The sequence below is a fragment of the Luteimonas chenhongjianii genome (assembly GCF_002327105.1).
Classification (GTDB): domain Bacteria; phylum Pseudomonadota; class Gammaproteobacteria; order Xanthomonadales; family Xanthomonadaceae; genus Luteimonas; species Luteimonas chenhongjianii.
The window spans coordinates 2,631,295-2,645,665 of record NZ_CP023406.1; the positions used below are offsets into that span (position 1 = coordinate 2,631,295).

At 68.6% G+C, this 14,371-nt stretch carries 16 protein-coding genes; 5 read left to right on the plus strand and 11 right to left on the minus strand.

Annotated features, from left to right (window positions below; genetic code table 11):
• Window positions 1-45 precede the first annotated feature (45 nt).
• Both rng and CNR27_RS11980 read right to left on the minus strand, forming a co-directional pair.
• Window positions 46-1,566 carry a ribonuclease G gene (rng, locus tag CNR27_RS11975; RefSeq protein ID WP_096299079.1) on the minus strand — a complete coding sequence of 507 codons (1,521 nt, stop codon included), beginning with the start codon at window positions 1,564-1,566 and terminating at the stop codon, window positions 46-48.
• 7 nt (window positions 1,567-1,573) lie between these two features.
• Window positions 1,574-2,170, minus strand: coding sequence for a Maf family protein (locus CNR27_RS11980; protein ID WP_096299081.1), 597 nt, complete (start codon window positions 2,168-2,170; stop codon window positions 1,574-1,576).
• Between the two features lie 120 nt (window positions 2,171-2,290).
• Between CNR27_RS11980 and CNR27_RS11985 the strand changes: the two genes are divergently transcribed.
• Both CNR27_RS11985 and CNR27_RS15345 read left to right on the plus strand, forming a co-directional pair.
• Complete coding sequence (locus CNR27_RS11985) at window positions 2,291-3,022, plus strand: SIMPL domain-containing protein (protein ID WP_096299083.1); 732 nt, start codon at window positions 2,291-2,293, stop codon at window positions 3,020-3,022.
• 1 nt (window position 3,023) lies between these two features.
• Window positions 3,024-3,197 carry a hypothetical protein gene (locus CNR27_RS15345; protein ID WP_157745446.1) on the plus strand — a complete coding sequence of 58 codons (174 nt, stop codon included), beginning with the start codon at window positions 3,024-3,026 and terminating at the stop codon, window positions 3,195-3,197.
• Between the two features lie 388 nt (window positions 3,198-3,585).
• Here CNR27_RS15345 and rlmH read toward each other — a convergent pair whose 3' ends face one another.
• From rlmH to leuS, 6 genes are all read right to left on the minus strand, one after another.
• Entirely contained in the window at window positions 3,586-4,056 is a 471-nt protein-coding gene (rlmH, locus tag CNR27_RS11990; protein WP_096299085.1) for a 23S rRNA (pseudouridine(1915)-N(3))-methyltransferase RlmH, read from the minus strand.
• A 39-nt stretch (window positions 4,057-4,095) separates the two neighbouring features.
• The gene (gene rsfS / locus CNR27_RS11995; protein ID WP_096299087.1) at window positions 4,096-4,509 is read right to left on the minus strand and encodes a ribosome silencing factor; all 414 of its coding nucleotides are present in this window, start codon (window positions 4,507-4,509) and stop codon (window positions 4,096-4,098) included.
• Between the two features lie 29 nt (window positions 4,510-4,538).
• A complete protein-coding gene (gene nadD / locus CNR27_RS12000) occupies window positions 4,539-5,213 on the minus strand; it encodes a nicotinate-nucleotide adenylyltransferase (RefSeq protein ID WP_096299089.1) in 675 nt (224 codons plus the stop codon).
• On the minus strand, window positions 5,210-6,256 hold the full coding sequence (gene holA / locus CNR27_RS12005; RefSeq protein ID WP_096300611.1) for a DNA polymerase III subunit delta: 1,047 nt from the start codon (window positions 6,254-6,256) through the stop codon (window positions 5,210-5,212). Before holA ends, nadD begins: the two co-directional genes overlap by 4 nt.
• A gap of 34 nt (window positions 6,257-6,290) precedes the next feature.
• A complete protein-coding gene (locus CNR27_RS12010; RefSeq protein WP_096299091.1) occupies window positions 6,291-6,821 on the minus strand; it encodes an LPS-assembly lipoprotein LptE in 531 nt (176 codons plus the stop codon).
• A 65-nt stretch (window positions 6,822-6,886) separates the two neighbouring features.
• Window positions 6,887-9,643: a leucine--tRNA ligase gene (gene leuS, locus CNR27_RS12015; protein ID WP_157745449.1), complete on the minus strand. Its 2,757-nt coding sequence runs from the start codon at window positions 9,641-9,643 to the stop codon at window positions 6,887-6,889.
• Window positions 9,644-9,778: 135 nt separating this feature from the next.
• Here leuS and CNR27_RS12020 point away from each other — a divergent pair, with 135 nt between their 5' ends.
• From CNR27_RS12020 to CNR27_RS12025, 3 genes are read left to right on the plus strand one after another with little or no spacing between them, the layout of a single operon-like run.
• Entirely contained in the window at window positions 9,779-11,494 is a 1,716-nt protein-coding gene (locus tag CNR27_RS12020; protein WP_158613441.1) for a sensor domain-containing diguanylate cyclase, read from the plus strand.
• A gap of 59 nt (window positions 11,495-11,553) precedes the next feature.
• On the plus strand, window positions 11,554-11,856 hold the full coding sequence (locus CNR27_RS15770; protein WP_245815617.1) for a hypothetical protein: 303 nt from the start codon (window positions 11,554-11,556) through the stop codon (window positions 11,854-11,856).
• 24 nt (window positions 11,857-11,880) lie between these two features.
• Window positions 11,881-12,882 (plus strand): metal-dependent hydrolase family protein, encoded by a 1,002-nt coding sequence (locus CNR27_RS12025; protein WP_245815619.1) that lies wholly within the window; start codon window positions 11,881-11,883, stop codon window positions 12,880-12,882.
• A gap of 6 nt (window positions 12,883-12,888) precedes the next feature.
• Here CNR27_RS12025 and CNR27_RS12030 read toward each other — a convergent pair whose 3' ends face one another.
• The 3 genes from CNR27_RS12030 to CNR27_RS12040 are packed head-to-tail and all read right to left on the minus strand — an operon-like array spanning window position 12,889 to window position 14,319.
• Window positions 12,889-13,455: a hypothetical protein gene (locus CNR27_RS12030; protein ID WP_096299095.1), complete on the minus strand. Its 567-nt coding sequence runs from the start codon at window positions 13,453-13,455 to the stop codon at window positions 12,889-12,891.
• Window positions 13,452-13,664: a helix-turn-helix transcriptional regulator gene (locus CNR27_RS12035; RefSeq protein ID WP_096299096.1), complete on the minus strand. Its 213-nt coding sequence runs from the start codon at window positions 13,662-13,664 to the stop codon at window positions 13,452-13,454. Before CNR27_RS12035 ends, CNR27_RS12030 begins: the two co-directional genes overlap by 4 nt.
• A 10-nt stretch (window positions 13,665-13,674) precedes the next feature.
• Complete coding sequence (locus CNR27_RS12040) at window positions 13,675-14,319, minus strand: hypothetical protein (protein ID WP_157745452.1); 645 nt, start codon at window positions 14,317-14,319, stop codon at window positions 13,675-13,677.
• Window positions 14,320-14,371 lie beyond the last annotated feature (52 nt).

The window sequence follows — 14,371 nt, forward strand, 5'->3', positions numbered from 1 at the left end:
CCCACTCCGGCGCGCGTCGTCGGTGCATGCGACCGGGCGGGGGCTTCAGAGCAGTACAACGTCGAACTGCTCCTGCAGATACTGGTCGTCCGACTGGAAGCGGATCGACTTGCCGAGGAACTCCTCCAGCTCGACCACTGCGGCCGATTCCTCGTCGGTGATCATGGACACCACCTTGGGCGAGGCGATCACCAGCAGGCGGTCGGCCTCGAACTGGCGAACGGCCCGGACAATCTCGCGGAAGATCTCGTAGGTCACGGTCTCGACGGTCTTGACGATGCCGCGGCCACCGCAGGCGCCGCAGGTTTCGCCGAGCTGGCGCTGAAGACTCTCGACGGTGCGCTTGCGGGTCATCTCCACCAGCCCCAGCGGCGAGAAGTCATAGACCGTGGTCTTGGCGTGATCCTTGGACAGGGACTTCTCGAGCGTGCGCAGGACCTGGCGCCTGTGCTCGGCATCCACCATGTCGATGAAGTCGATGATGATGATGCCGCCGAGGTTGCGCAGACGCAGCTGGCGCGCGACCGCCTGCGCGGCCTCGAGATTGGTGCGGAACACCGTCTCCTCGAGATTGCGCTGGCCCAGGAACGAACCGGTGTTGACGTCGACCGTGGTCATCGCCTCGGTCTGGTCGATCACCAGGTACCCACCCGACTTGAGCGGCACGTCTTTCTTCAGGGCGCGCTGGATCTCGTCCTCCACCCCGTAGAGGTCGAAGATCGGCCGCGTGCCGGTGTAGCACTCGATGCGGTCGACGAGCCGCGCCTGTTCGGCCGGACCCGGCGCCGGCAGGTATTGCGCGGCGAAGATGCAGAGTTTCTCGAAGGTGTCGCGCGAATCGACCTTGACCGTGTCGACATCCCGGCGCATCAGGTCGCGCACGGCGCGCATCGGCAGTGTGAGGTCCTCGTAGACGCAGGTGCCCACCCGCGCTTCGGCCGTGCCGTGCTCGATCAGCGCCCAGGCCCGCTGCAGGTAGGCGATGTCCTCGGCGAGCGCTTCCGCACTCTGGCCTTCGGCATTGGTACGCACGATGTAGCCGTGCCCACCGGTCGCCGCCGCCAGCTCGGAGACCAGCGTCTTGAGACGGGTCCGCTCGACCTCGTCCTCGATCCGTGCCGACACCCCGACCACGTGCGACTGCGGCAGCAGCACGAGGTAACGCGACGGAATGCTGATCTGTGTGGTCAGGCGCGCACCCTTGCTGCCGATCGGATCCTTGACCACCTGCACCACGATGTCCTGGCCGTCGCGCAGCAGCTCGTTGACCGCAAGCGTCGGCAAGGGAGCGGGAAAAAGACTTTCGCCGTTGGGCTCGGCGTCGATCGTGGCCTGCGGCGGACGGACGACGTCGTTGGCATGCAGGAACGCGGCGCGCTCCAGGCCGATGTCGACGAAGGCCGCCTGCATGCCCGGCATCACCCGCTGCACCTTGCCCTTGTAGATGTTGCCCACCACGCCACGGCGCCAGCCGCGTTCGATGTGCAGCTCCTGCAGCATGCCGTTCTCGACCACCGCCACGCGCGTCTCGCGCGGAGTCACGTTGATCAGGATCTCTTCGGACATGCGGGTCTCAGGCTCCGTGGTCGGATGCGAAGGGCTGCGGATGCAGCCCGAATGTGCGCAGCAGCGCCGCGGTCTGTTGCAGCGGCAGGCCGACGACCCCGGAGTAACTGCCGTCCATGCGGGCGACAAACAGCTCGGCGCCGCCCTGGATCGCATAGGCGCCGGCCTTGCCGCGCGGCTCGCCGGTGGCCACATACGCCGCGATGGTTGCATCGTCGAGCGTGTCGAACGTGACCCCGGTGACCACCACCAGCTGGCCGATGCGTCCCTCGCCGACCACGACTACCGCTGAAATCACTTCGTGACGACGGCCCGACAGCGTTCGTAGCATCGCCATCGCGTCGGCGTCGTCGCGTGGCTTGCCGAACACCACGCCATCGAGGACGACCTCGGTGTCGGCGCCGAGCACCAGTGTTTCCGCTCCACCGCCGAGCGCCTGCAGTCCCGCGCGCGCCTTGTCGCCCGCGACGCGCAGCACGTAGTCGGCCGCAGGCTCGTCCGCCCCGCGGACCTCGGGCACATCGACGTCGATCTGCCCGAACGGCAGGCCGAGACGGGCCAGCAGTTCGCGGCGACGGGGGGATTGCGAGGCAAGATGCAGCATGACGAAAGGATACCGTGCGGGCCCCCTGCGCTCTGCCCGCTGGATCCGCATCAACCCGGTATGGCTCACGGGCCGTTCACCGGAGCGTGACGACCCTTGTTTCCCACCCTGGAGCTCTCGATGCGCCTCATTGTTCGTCCTTTGCTGCTCGCCTGCGGCCTCGCCCTCGGAACCCTGTCGATGACCGCCAGCGCCCAGCCCATGCACCAGGCCACACCCGGCGACGGCACCCTGCTGTCGATCTCCGCGCAGGCGGAGGCAAGCCGCAGCCCGGACATCGCCGTGCTGTCGACCGGAGTGGTGACCCAGGCCGCCGATGCCAACGCGGCCATGCGCGGCAATGCCGAACAGATGGCCACGCTCATGACCGCGATCAAGGCAGCCGGCATCGCCGACCGCGACGTGCAGACATCGGGCATCAACCTCAATCCGCAGTACCGCTACGCCGAAGACCAGCCGCCGGCAATTACCGGTTACCAGGCCAGCAACACCGTGAATCTGAAGGTCCGCGACATCGGCAAGCTCGGCCAGGTGCTGGACGCGCTCGTGGCCAGTGGCGCCAACCAGATCAACGGGCCGACCTTCGAGATCGAGGATGCCGAAGGCGTCCGCGACGAGGCCCGCGCAGCGGCACTGAAGACGGCCCAGCACCGGGCCGAAACCTATGCCACGTCGCTGGGCATGCGCGTGCGCCGCATCGTCAGCATCAGCGAGGGCGGCGGCTTCCAGGCGCCACCGCGCCCGATGATGGCGATGCGAGCCGTGCAGCAGGACAGTTTCTCGTCACCCGTATCGCCCGGTGAGAGCACGCTCACCGCCAACCTCGACGTCGTTTTCGAACTGGGACGCTGACATGAGCCAGAACAGGACCACCCACGAACCGCCGACCCGTCCGGGCCAGAATCCCGGGTATTCGGAGAAGAACCCCAACGACAAGGGCGATGCCCAGCAGCCGGTGGACACCCACGAGCGCAATCCCGACGACGGCGGCCTCGATCGCGAGCCGGAGAGCATGCCGGAGGATTGACCGCCGCCCGATCTCGGGCAGCGACCTTCCGCCGCATGCGCGGCGATTGCCCGCAGAAACGCGTGAACCCAGGCGCGTGCGGTTTCCGCAGACCGGCTTCCACCACCGCGCGTACGCGCGGCACCTCCCCCTGCCCTGCGTTGCTCGGCGACTGACAGCACGCGGTGCGACGCGCGTTCGGGCGATGTGGCCGTAAACGCCCGTCCCGCGCGTACCGCGGCCTGGTAAAAGGGGATCAGCTCCAAAAGTCGGGGACACCTGAGCGGTCGCCGATGCCTACGCCTCTTTGCGTTGCACGCGGCCCGACCTGCTGCGCCCGGGCCGGGAGACGCGCGGGGCGGTGGCCTGCGACGGCCTCGCAGCTGCGGACACCTGCAGCCGCGGCGGCTCAGGCCCGGTGATAGGGATGATTGGCCAGCATCGCCGCGGCGCGATAGAGCTGTTCGGCGAGCACCAGCCGCACGAGCATGTGCGGGAGGGTCAACGGCCCGAGCGACCAGCGCTCATCGGCACGTGCGAGCACGTCAGGGGCATGGCCTTCGGGTCCGCCGATCAGGAATGCCAGGTCACGGCCCTGCATGCGCCAGTGCTCGAGGCGCTGGGCAAGGTCCTCGGAAGAATGCAGCCTGCCGCGGCCGTCGAGCGCGACCACCAGCGCATCGCGCGGCACCGCCGCCAGCACGCGTCCGCCCTCGTCGGACATCGCGCGCGCCGTGTCACGGCCCTTGCCGCGCAGGCCGGGCTCGACTTCGACAAGATCCAGCGGCAGCCAGTGCGACAGCCGCTTGCGATATTCGGCGAAGCCCTCCGCGACCCATGCAGGTGCGCGCTCGCCTACGGCGATCAGCTTCGCTTTCACTGGAGCACCGCGTCCGGCGCCGACGCCGGGCGCGCCCGATCAGGCATCGCGACGCGGGCCGCGATCCTCGGCCGGCGGCTCGTCGCCCACCGTCCACAGCCGCTCGAGGGCATAGAACTCGCGCACGCGCGGGAGCATGACGTGGACGACGACGTCGCCCAGATCGACGAGCACCCATTCGGCCTCGCGCTCGCCTTCGACGCCGAGCGGCTGGCAGCCGAGCTTCTTGGCGTGCTTGACGACTTCGTCGGCGATCGACTTGACGTGGCGGCTGGACGTGCCCGAGGCGATGACCATGAAGTCGCAGACGCTGCTGCGTCCGCGCACGTCGATGTCGATGACGTCGACGGCCTTGATTTCGGCGACTGCCGCGCGCGCGACCTCGAGCAAAGCGTCCGGGGACGGCGGCGGTTCGGGCAGGCGGGTCTTGATGACGTGTGCGGGATTGGACAAGAGTGTGGCTTCTGAAAGTGCGGCGGAAATTATAGCGGAGCGCGGGAGCCTGCTCCGTACAAGCCCTTCTCGTGGATGAATGCGGCCACCGGCTCCGGCAGCCAGCCTTCCGTCGAAGCGCCCGCGGCGAGACGCGCCCGCACCTCGGTTGCCGACACGCAGGACAGGGGCTGATGCAGGCGCAGGACCCGACCGGCGGGCCGCGTCCGCAGCTCGTCCGGCGACGTGGCCCAGCGCGGGGCCAGGGCAGTGGCGAGGTCGTCGGGCAGTGCGGCGTCGAGCGCGCTGCCCGGTCGCTCTGCGACCACCAGATGGGCCAGTTCGAACACCATCGGCCAACGATGCCAGGCCGTCAGGCCCAGCAGGCTGTCGGCGCCGACGAGCCAGGCGATCGGCGCAGAGGGGCCCAGCATGTGGCGCAGCCCGGCCAGGGTGTCGACGGTGTAGCTGCGGCCGCCCCGATCGAGCTCGCTGCGGTCGAGCAGCAGTCCGGGCGTGCCGGCGATGGCCAGGGCGACCATTGCTGCCCGCATCTCGGCATCCGCGCCGGGGGCCGGGCGATGCGGCGGGTCGCCCGCGGGCATCAGCCGGACAGTGCAGCCCAGCGCATCGCGGGCCGCGCGGGCGATCGCCAGATGGCCGCAATGGATCGGATCGAAGGTGCCGCCGTAGACCAGGTGCAGCGGCTCCGCCGCGCCGCTCATGCGGCCAGCAGGGCGCCGGCGCGCGCGTCTGCGACCGCGACCAGCAGCCGCTCGAGCGCAAGCCAACCGTCGGTCGGGTCCTGCCCCGGCCGACCGCGCCCCTTGGCGATGCGGTCCACGCGCCCGGCCTCGGCGACGAAGCGCACCCAGCGCGCTTCGGGATGGCGCTGCAGGGCCCGCCGGTAACCGGCCTGGCGGGCATCCCAGATGCGCTGGGCCTTGAATTCGTTGGCCAGATTGCCGCCGCGGGCCTGGACCTGGGCGAGCTGCGCGGCGCGTGCCAGCTCCATCACCACCATGCCCATCAGTGCGGGAATCGCAGCGCCCTCGGCCCGCAGCCCGGCGAGCATGCGCACCACCTGCGCCGGCTGGCCGTTGAGCGTGGCGTCGAGCAAGCGGAACACATCGAAGCGAGCAGCATCCGCCACCAGCGCATGCATGCGCGGCGCGTCAAGCGTGCTGCCGTCCGCCAGCAGCGCGAGCTTGTCGACCTCCTGCGCCGCGGCCAGCAGGTTGCCGTCGACGCGTTCGGCCAGCTGCTGCACGGCGGCCCGATCGGCCAGCACGTTGCGGCTGCGCAGGCGGGCGTCGATCCAGCTTTCCAGCTCGTGCGGCTTGACCTGCCAGGCCACCACCAGATGGCCGATGCCGGTGATCGCCTCGCTCCATTTGCCACCATGCTGCCGGCTCCACTCGCCGCCGGTGACCAGCAGGGTCACATCCGAGGGCGGATCGGCACAGAACCCGCTGATGACCTGGGCGCCGTCCTTGCCGGGCTTGGTCGTCGGCAGGCGGATCTCGACCAGCCGGCGCGAGGCGAACAGGCTCGGCGCCCGGAACGTGGCCTCGACCGCGCTCCAGTCGATGTCGCGCCCTTCCGGCTCGAAGACCTCCCGCTCGGCAAAACCCTGCGCACGCGCGGCCGCCCGCACTGCATCGGCGGCCTCGAGCACGCGCAGCGGCTCGGGCCCCGCGATCAGATAGGCCGGGCGCAGCGGTTCGCGATCGAGCTGCGCGGCCAGGCGCTCGGGCGTCAGTTCCACGACCGGCTCAAGCGGCCACTGGCGCGCGACGGGCTCACCCGAGCGGGCGCTGCTGCGGGTTACGGAACACCGCATCGATACGACGGATGATCGAGGCGGTCATCTCGCGCTCGAGTTCGCGCGAGAGCAGTTCGCGCTCCGATTCCGATCCGATCGCGTCGGTCGGCGGCGCCAGATAGTCACGCGAGAGCTCGATCGCCTGCTGCGGCACGATGGCACGGCCATCGGCATCCTGCATCGAGAACACCACCGCATAGCGCAGGGTGTATTCCAGCGCGCGGCCCTGCGCGTCGAGGCTCGCCGGCAGCGAGGCCCATCGCTCGGACTGGATGTTCAGCGTCGCGACGTCGGTCGCGCCGGGTTCAGCGATCTCGGCACCGGCGGCCGCCAGCGCCCGCTCGACCGAACGCGCCAGGCGGCTGTAGGGATCGCTCGACACGATGTCCACCGGCCCGAGGTCGGCCGGCAGGGTCAGCGCATTGCGCAGATGGAAGCCGCAGGCCGAAAGCGCCAGCACGAGGGCGACGAGGGCCAGAGACGGGAAAACCGATCGGAGGATGCGCATGGGCGAAGTCTGGAGGAGGGGGATAGGACCGGCAAGCGCCGGTCGGAGATGCGGCGACGCCGGGTTCAGCCGGCGACGATGTTGACGATCTTGCCCGGCACGACGATCACCTTGCGCACGGTTGCTCCGTCTAGGAACTTCGCGACGTTCGGCTCGGCCAGTGCCATCGCCTCGATCGTCTCCCGCGGCAGGTCCACCGCCACCTCGATCGTCCCGCGCAGCTTGCCGTTCACCTGCACCGCGAGCGTCACGGCATCGCGCTGCAGCGCAGCCGGATCGGCCAGCGGGAACGCCTGGTCCTCGAGCAGTGTCTCGGCGTGACCCAGCACCTGCCACAGCGTGTGGGCGATATGCGGTGTGATCGGGTTGAGCAGCAGCACGATGGTCTCGAACGCTTCCTGGCGCAGCGCACACGCGTTCGCATCCGTCTCGTCGAACTTGCCCACATGATTGAGCAGTTCCATGACCGCGGCGATCGCGGTATTGAAACTGTGGCGGCGACCGTAGTCGTCCCCGACCTTCTGGATCGCCTCGTGCAGCTGGCGGCGCAGGGTCTTCTGCGCCGGCGTTGCCGCAGCCGCGTCGAAGGCACGCGCTGCTGCCCCGCCCTGCACGTGCCGGTGCACCTGGTTCCACAGGCGCCGCAGGAACCGCGACATGCCTTCCACGCCGGCCTCGTTCCACTCCAGCGACTGCTCGGGCGGCGCCGCGAACATCGAAAACAGGCGCACGGTATCGGCACCGTACTTGCCGATCATCGACTGCGGATCCACGCCGTTGTTCTTCGACTTGGACATCTTCTCGGTGCCGCCGATCGAGACCGGCTGGCCGTCCAGCTTCGAGGTCGCGCCGGTGATCCGGCCCTTGTCGTCGCGGGTGATCTCGACATCGGCCGGGTTGATCCAGTCCTTGCCGCCGTTGTCGAGCTCCCGATAGAAGGTATCGGCGATGACCATGCCCTGGGTCAGCAGGTTGATCACCGGCTCGTCGCTGCGCACCAGGCCCTCATCGCGCATCAGGCGGTGATAGAAGCGGAAATACAGCAGGTGCAGGATCGCGTGTTCGATGCCGCCGATGTACTGGTCGACCGGCGTCCAGTAATTGGCGCGTTCGTCGACCATGTCGGCCGCGCCCGGCGAGGTGTAACGCGCGGTGTACCAGCTCGACTCCATGAAGGTGTCGAAGGTGTCGGTCTCGCGTTCGGCCGCGCCGCCGCAGCTCGGACACGTGGTCCTGCGCCACTCGGGATTGGACTTGATCGGCGACTGCACCACGCCCGGGTTGGCGAAGGCGTCCTCGACATCTTCGGGCAACAGGACGGGAAGCTGATCCTCGGGCACCGGCACCGCGCCGCAGGCATCGCAGTAGATCACCGGGATCGGGCAGCCCCAGTAGCGCTGGCGGCTGACGCCCCAGTCGCGCAGGCGGAAGTTCACCTTGCGGTTGCCACGACCCTCCGCTTCGAAGCGGGCGGCCAGGGCATCGAGCGCCTGCTGGAAATCGAGACCGTCGAACTCGCCCGAATTCACCAGCCAGCCGCGGTCCGTGTAGGCGCTCTCTTCGGCGATGCGGTATTCGAATTCCTCGACGACCTGCACCGCAGCGCCGGTGTCGTAGACATCCAGCGAGGCGCCGCCCTCGAGCGCGGACTGCATCGGATCGGTATGCGTAACGCGGTCGCGGCCGATTTCCTCGAGCGCATCGCGCACGTCGGTCGGCACGACCACCATTCTGATCGGCAGGCCATAGGCCTTGGCGAATTCCCAGTCGCGTTGATCGTGGCCCGGTACCGCCATGACCGCACCGGTGCCGTAGCCCATCAGCACGAAATTGGCGACCCAGACCGGGATTTCCTCGCCGGTGATCGGGTGCAGTACGCGCAGGCCGGTGTCCATGCCGCGCTTGACCTGGGTCTCGAGCTCGGCTTCCGAAACTCCGCCCCGGCGCAGGTCGGCAACGAATTCCGCCAGGTCGGGATCGCTTTCGGCCGCGCGGACCGCGAGCGGATGTTCGGCGGCGACCGATACGAAGGTCACACCCATCAGGGTATCGGGCCGTGTGGTGTAGACCGCGAGCTTCTCGTCGCTTCCGACCACGTCGAACGCGAACTCCAGGCCCTCGCTGCGGCCGATCCAGTTGCGCTGCATGGTCTTGACCGAATCCGGCCAGCCGTCGAGCGTATCGAGGCCGTCGAGCAGCTCCTGGGCGTAGGCGGTGATCTTGAGGAACCACTGCGGGATCTCGCGCTTCTCCACCAGGGCGCCGGAGCGCCAGCCGCGACCGTCGATGACCTGCTCGTTGGCGAGCACCGTCTGATCGACCGGATCCCAGTTGACGACCGAGTTGCGGCGGTAGGCCAGGCCCTTCTTCATCAGCCGCACGAACATGCGCTGCTCGTGGACGTAGTAGTCCGGCGCACAGGTCGCGAACTCGCGGCTCCAGTCGATCGCATAGCCCAGCGACTGCAGCTGGCCACGCATGTGCGCGATGTTGGCGTAGGTCCACTTGGCCGGCGCGGTGCCGTTCTTGATCGCCGCGTTCTCGGCCGGCAGGCCGAACGCGTCCCAGCCCATCGGCTGCAGCACGTTCTTGCCGGTCATGCGCTGGTAGCGGCTGATGACGTCGCTGAGCGTGTAATTGCGCACGTGCCCCATGTGCAGCGCGCCCGATGGATACGGGAGCATCGACAGGCAGTAGTACTTGGGCTTGTCGGGCCGCTCGGTGACTTCGAAGGCACGGGTCGTGGTCCAGAACCGCTGGGCGTCGGACTCCACCGGAGCGGGTTGATAGGCAGTGGAATCGACGAAGGGCTCGTTGGACACGGGATGCGCTGCTGTGCTGCGATACAAGCGGGAAGCCTACCGCAGCGCCGGGACCGCCGCCATGGATCAGCGGCCAAACCCATGGGCCGGTGCGCACTGGCTAGAATCCCCGGCCCCGTTCCCGGATCTCCCGCCTTGCCCGCATCCCCGTCCAGGATCTCGCGGTATCGCCTGCCTGCGTTCGCTGTCGCCCTGGTGCTGCTGGTGGGCGTGGCGATCGCCAGCCTGACCGCTGTCGCCGGCCTGCGCAGCAGCAATGCGTGGATCGAGCACAGCTACGAGGTGATCAACCAGATCGAGGTGGTCGAGCGCTCCATCCGGGCCGTGGAGGCGAATGCGCGGGCGTATCGCTTGACGGGTCATCCCGATTTCCGCAGCGAGTACCTCGCGGCGGCGCCCGAAGTCGACAGGACCATCGAAGCCCTGACGATGCTGATCCGCGACAACCCGGACCAGGACACGCGGGCGAGGCACCTGCGCGATATCGCCCGGCAGCATCTCGCCGAACTGCGCCGCGTGCACGACCTGCAGGAAGCCCGCGGCGCCGAAGCGGCGCGGCTGGCGACCGATCCGGGAACCGTGCTGCGGCAATGGGGTGAAATCGAGGGGATCGGCTCGCAGATGCGTCGCGACGAGCTGCGCCTGCTTGCCGAGCGCAAGGCGGCCAACCACCGGCAGGCGGTGCAGCTGAGCGTGATCGTGATCCTGGGGATGCTCGCCTCGGGCGCGATCATGGTGATTCTCATGAAGAGCCTCACCCGCGAGAACCGTCGCGCCCTCGGGCTGGAGAAGGAGGCCCGTGGCGCGGCGCACGAGATGGCGTTGAGCATGGACCAGGTCAACCGCCTGTCCCGGCAGCGGCACGAGCTGAGCCGGTATTCCGGGCTCCTGCAGAGCTGCACGACGCGCGATGAGATCGTGCAGCTGTCGATCGAGACGATCCTGCGGCTGCTGCCTGGCGCCAGTGGCCGGATCTATCTTCTGCGCGCTTCGCAGAAATTCCACGACAGCGTCGCGAGCTTCGGCGAAGCGATGATCAGCAGCCCCGATGCCTTGCTGCCCGAGGACTGCTGGGCGCTGCGTCGCGGCCAGATGCACATGCTCGCGGGCGTCGACCGCAGGCAACTGGGCTGCGGCCATCTCGACCCGGGCATGCCGGCGCCGGGCGTCACCTCGATCTGCCTGCCGCTGAGTGCGCAGAGCGGCTCGATCGGCCTGCTGCACGTCAGCGCGCCGACCGAGCAGGTCGACCATGGCGACGGCATCGACGAGCTCATCGGCCAGCTGGCCGAGCAGCTGGGACTGGCGATCGCCAACCTGCAGTTGCGCGAGACCCTACGGACGCAATCCCTGCGCGACCCGCTGACCGGGCTGTTCAACCGCCGGTATCTCGAAGAGAGCCTGGGCCGCGAGCTGCAGCGCTGCGAGCGCCGGGGCCTGCCCCTGTCGGTGCTGATGCTCGACGTCGACCATTTCAAGCGCTTCAACGACACCCATGGCCACGCCGCCGGCGACGCTTTGCTCTCGCAGATCGGACGCCAGATCGAGGCCGCCGTGCGTGACGAGGACATCGCCTGCCGCTACGGCGGCGAGGAGTTCACCCTGGTCATGCCGGAACTCGACGCTGCGAGCGCCTGCGCGCGCGCCGAGCGGATCCGGCGCCAGGTGGAAATGACGACGGTGCAGCACCTGGGGCAGCAGCTCGGGCCGGTGACGATCTCGATCGGCATCGCGACCTTCCCCGGTGATGGCTACGCGCCCCACCTGTTGCTGCAGATGGCCGACGCAACGCTCTACCGTGCCAAGGCCGAAGGCCGCAACCGCGTGCTGCACGTGTCGTACGCGCCCTGATCCCTGCACATCGCGCAGGCGTGCTTCAATCCGGAACCGCCGCCGTTCCGGAGTTGCCCATGGCTTCACGTGTTCGCCTGTCGTCCTCTGCCCTGCTGGCCGCGACCCTGCTGTCGCCCATCGGCGCCATCGCCGCCACGCAGACCGCCCTCCACTGCGAGCGCCTGTTCGATGCGCGCAGCGGACGCGTACTCGGCGAGCACACCATTCTGGTCGAGGACGGGCGGATCCGCGAAGTGATTCCCGGCCGGGCCAAGCTCGGCGGCGATGTGGACTCGATCGTGCTCGCGGAGCGCACCTGTTCGCCGGGGTGGACCGATCTCCACGTGCATCTGGGGTCGCAGTCCAGCCCAGCGAGCTAGTCCGAAGGGTTCCGTCTCGATCCGGTGGACTACGCGTTCCGCGCCGTCGGCTACGCGCGCAAGACGCTCGATGCCGGTTTCACGAGCGTGCGCGACCTTGGCGGCGAAGTCAGTCCGCACCTGCGCGATGCGGTCAACCAGGGACTGGTCGAGGGACCGCGGATTTTTGCCGCCGGCAAGTCGATCGCCACCACCGGCGGCCACGCCGATCCGAGCAATGGCTACAACTCCATGCTCTCGCACCTGCTCGGCCCGCCCGGCCCGACCGAAGGCGTCATCAATTCGGTCGACGATGCGCGCCAGGCCGTGCGCCAGCGCTACAAGGACGGCAGCGACGTCATCAAGATCACCGCCACCGGCGGCGTGTTGAGCTACGCGCGCAGCGGCGATGCGCCGCAGTTCACCGTCGACGAGGTCCAGGCGATCGTCGATACCGCCCGCGACTACGGCTATCGCGTCGCCGCCCATGCGCACGGCACGGAGGGAATGAAGCGCGCGGTGCTCGCCGGCGTCACCAGCATCGAGCACGGCACCCACATGGACGAGGAAGTGATGCGGCTGATGAAGCAGCGCGGCACCTGGTATGTGCCCACGATCTATGCAGGCCGCTTCGTCGCCGACAAGGCGAAGGAGCCGGGCTACTTTCCGGAAGTCGTGCGACCCAAGGCCGCGACCATCGGCGCGCAGATCCAGGACACCGCCGCGCGTGCCTATCGCGCCGGCGTGCCGATCGCGTTCGGCACCGACCAGGGGGTCGGCCCGCACGGCGACAACGCGCGCGAGTTCATCTACATGGTGGAGGCCGGCATTCCGGCCGCCTATGCGCTGCAGTCGGCGACGCTGCATGCCGCCACCGTGCTCGGCGTCGACGACCAGGGCGTCATTGAAGCCGGCAAGCGCGCCGACATCATCGCGATGCCGGGTGATCCGGTAGCGGACATCAACGTGGTGATGGCGGTCGACTTCGTCATGCAGGCCGGCCGCGTGCACCGCATGCCGGACGCGCCGGCAATCGCCGCCGACTGAACCGCGTCAATGCTGGCGTGGCAGCCGCCACGCCAGCAACAGGGTCCACGCCCACCAGCACGCCAAAGCCAACCGCGTCGCGATCTCGGGGCCGACCAGCATCGGCGCGAACAGGCAGATCGCGACCGTCGCGCACAGGATCAGCGACGGCCAGCGCACACTCGGCAATGCAATACCCGACAGCAACGCAGCGGCGACAAAGGCGAGCATCCAGACCATCCACGTGGCGGCATGCCAGCGACTCATGCCGGCGTCGAGCGCCTCGGGATCGAGCGGCAGCAAGCCCTGCGCCGCGAACGCCAGTGCCGCCAGCAGCATCAGCCGCAGGGCGATGCCGGCGCCCATGCCCGAACGTGGAAGTCGGCCCCGTAGCCGCAGCGCGACCGCTGCAACGACCAGGCCGGGCCCGATCCAGGCCAGTACGTTGAACACCCATGACAAGGGCATGCCGGTCGCGCCGGGAAGCGCCAGCGGCGCAGCGGCCGGCACGCCGGTCAACGCCGCCGCGATCAGCAGCGTGAGCAGGCTGCAAGCGTGCGCGGCGGCGCACAGCACCAGATCGGGGCGCCTCATGCCGCCCACCGGAACACGTCCTCGACGCCGACCCCGAAGGCCCGTGCGATGCGGAATGCCAGTTCCAGCGATGGCGCATAGCGCCCCGCCTCCAGCGCGATGATCGTCTGCCGCGTGACCTGGCAGGCCTCGGCCAAGGCCTGCTGGGTCATTTCGCCGTGCTCGAAACGCAGGCGCCGGATCTCGTTGGCGATGGGTGTGCCGGTCATCGGGCCGCCCTTAGCGACGATCACGGCCGTACAGCACCGCAGCCCGCCAGTTGCCGATTCCATTGGCGACGAACATTGAAACGAAAGCCGCTGCAACTGTGGCGCGCGCATCGAGCGCAATGCCCGCGTGCGCGACGAGAATGGTATAGGCCAGCGCCCCGACGACGATCAGCACTTCCAGCGTGCGCTTCGACCATCGCATGCCGTCCGCCTGGATCGCACGATCGCGCTCGTCCTCGAGGATGCCGCCATGGCGCAGCCGCTGCGCAAGTCGGTACTTCCGCAGGGCCGGCGCGGCGACGACCGCACCGCCATAGGCGAACAGCATCAGATACGGAAACCAGCCGTCGCCGAGTCGATCGGCGGCGATCATCTGCAGAAAGATCACGCCCGCGAGGAAGATCTGCCCCGAATTCCGGGCGTCGGTTTCCGTCGCCGATGGCCCCTCGCCATCCGCCGACAACCGCGTGCTTCGCCACGCGCCCCAAGCAACGCAGATCAGGAGGACCATGACGGGCCCGAGTGTGAGCGCGCGCCAAGCCGGTTCCCTTGCGATGAACAGAACACCAAAACCGATGAAGACCACCGTCGGCCAGATCGCAGCCCAGATCGACGCCCAGCCCGCATCAGGCGCATACACAGTCCGTGTCGTCATGATGTCCGCTCCACCGAACACAAGGTAAAAAGCAATTTACATTTGTATAAGC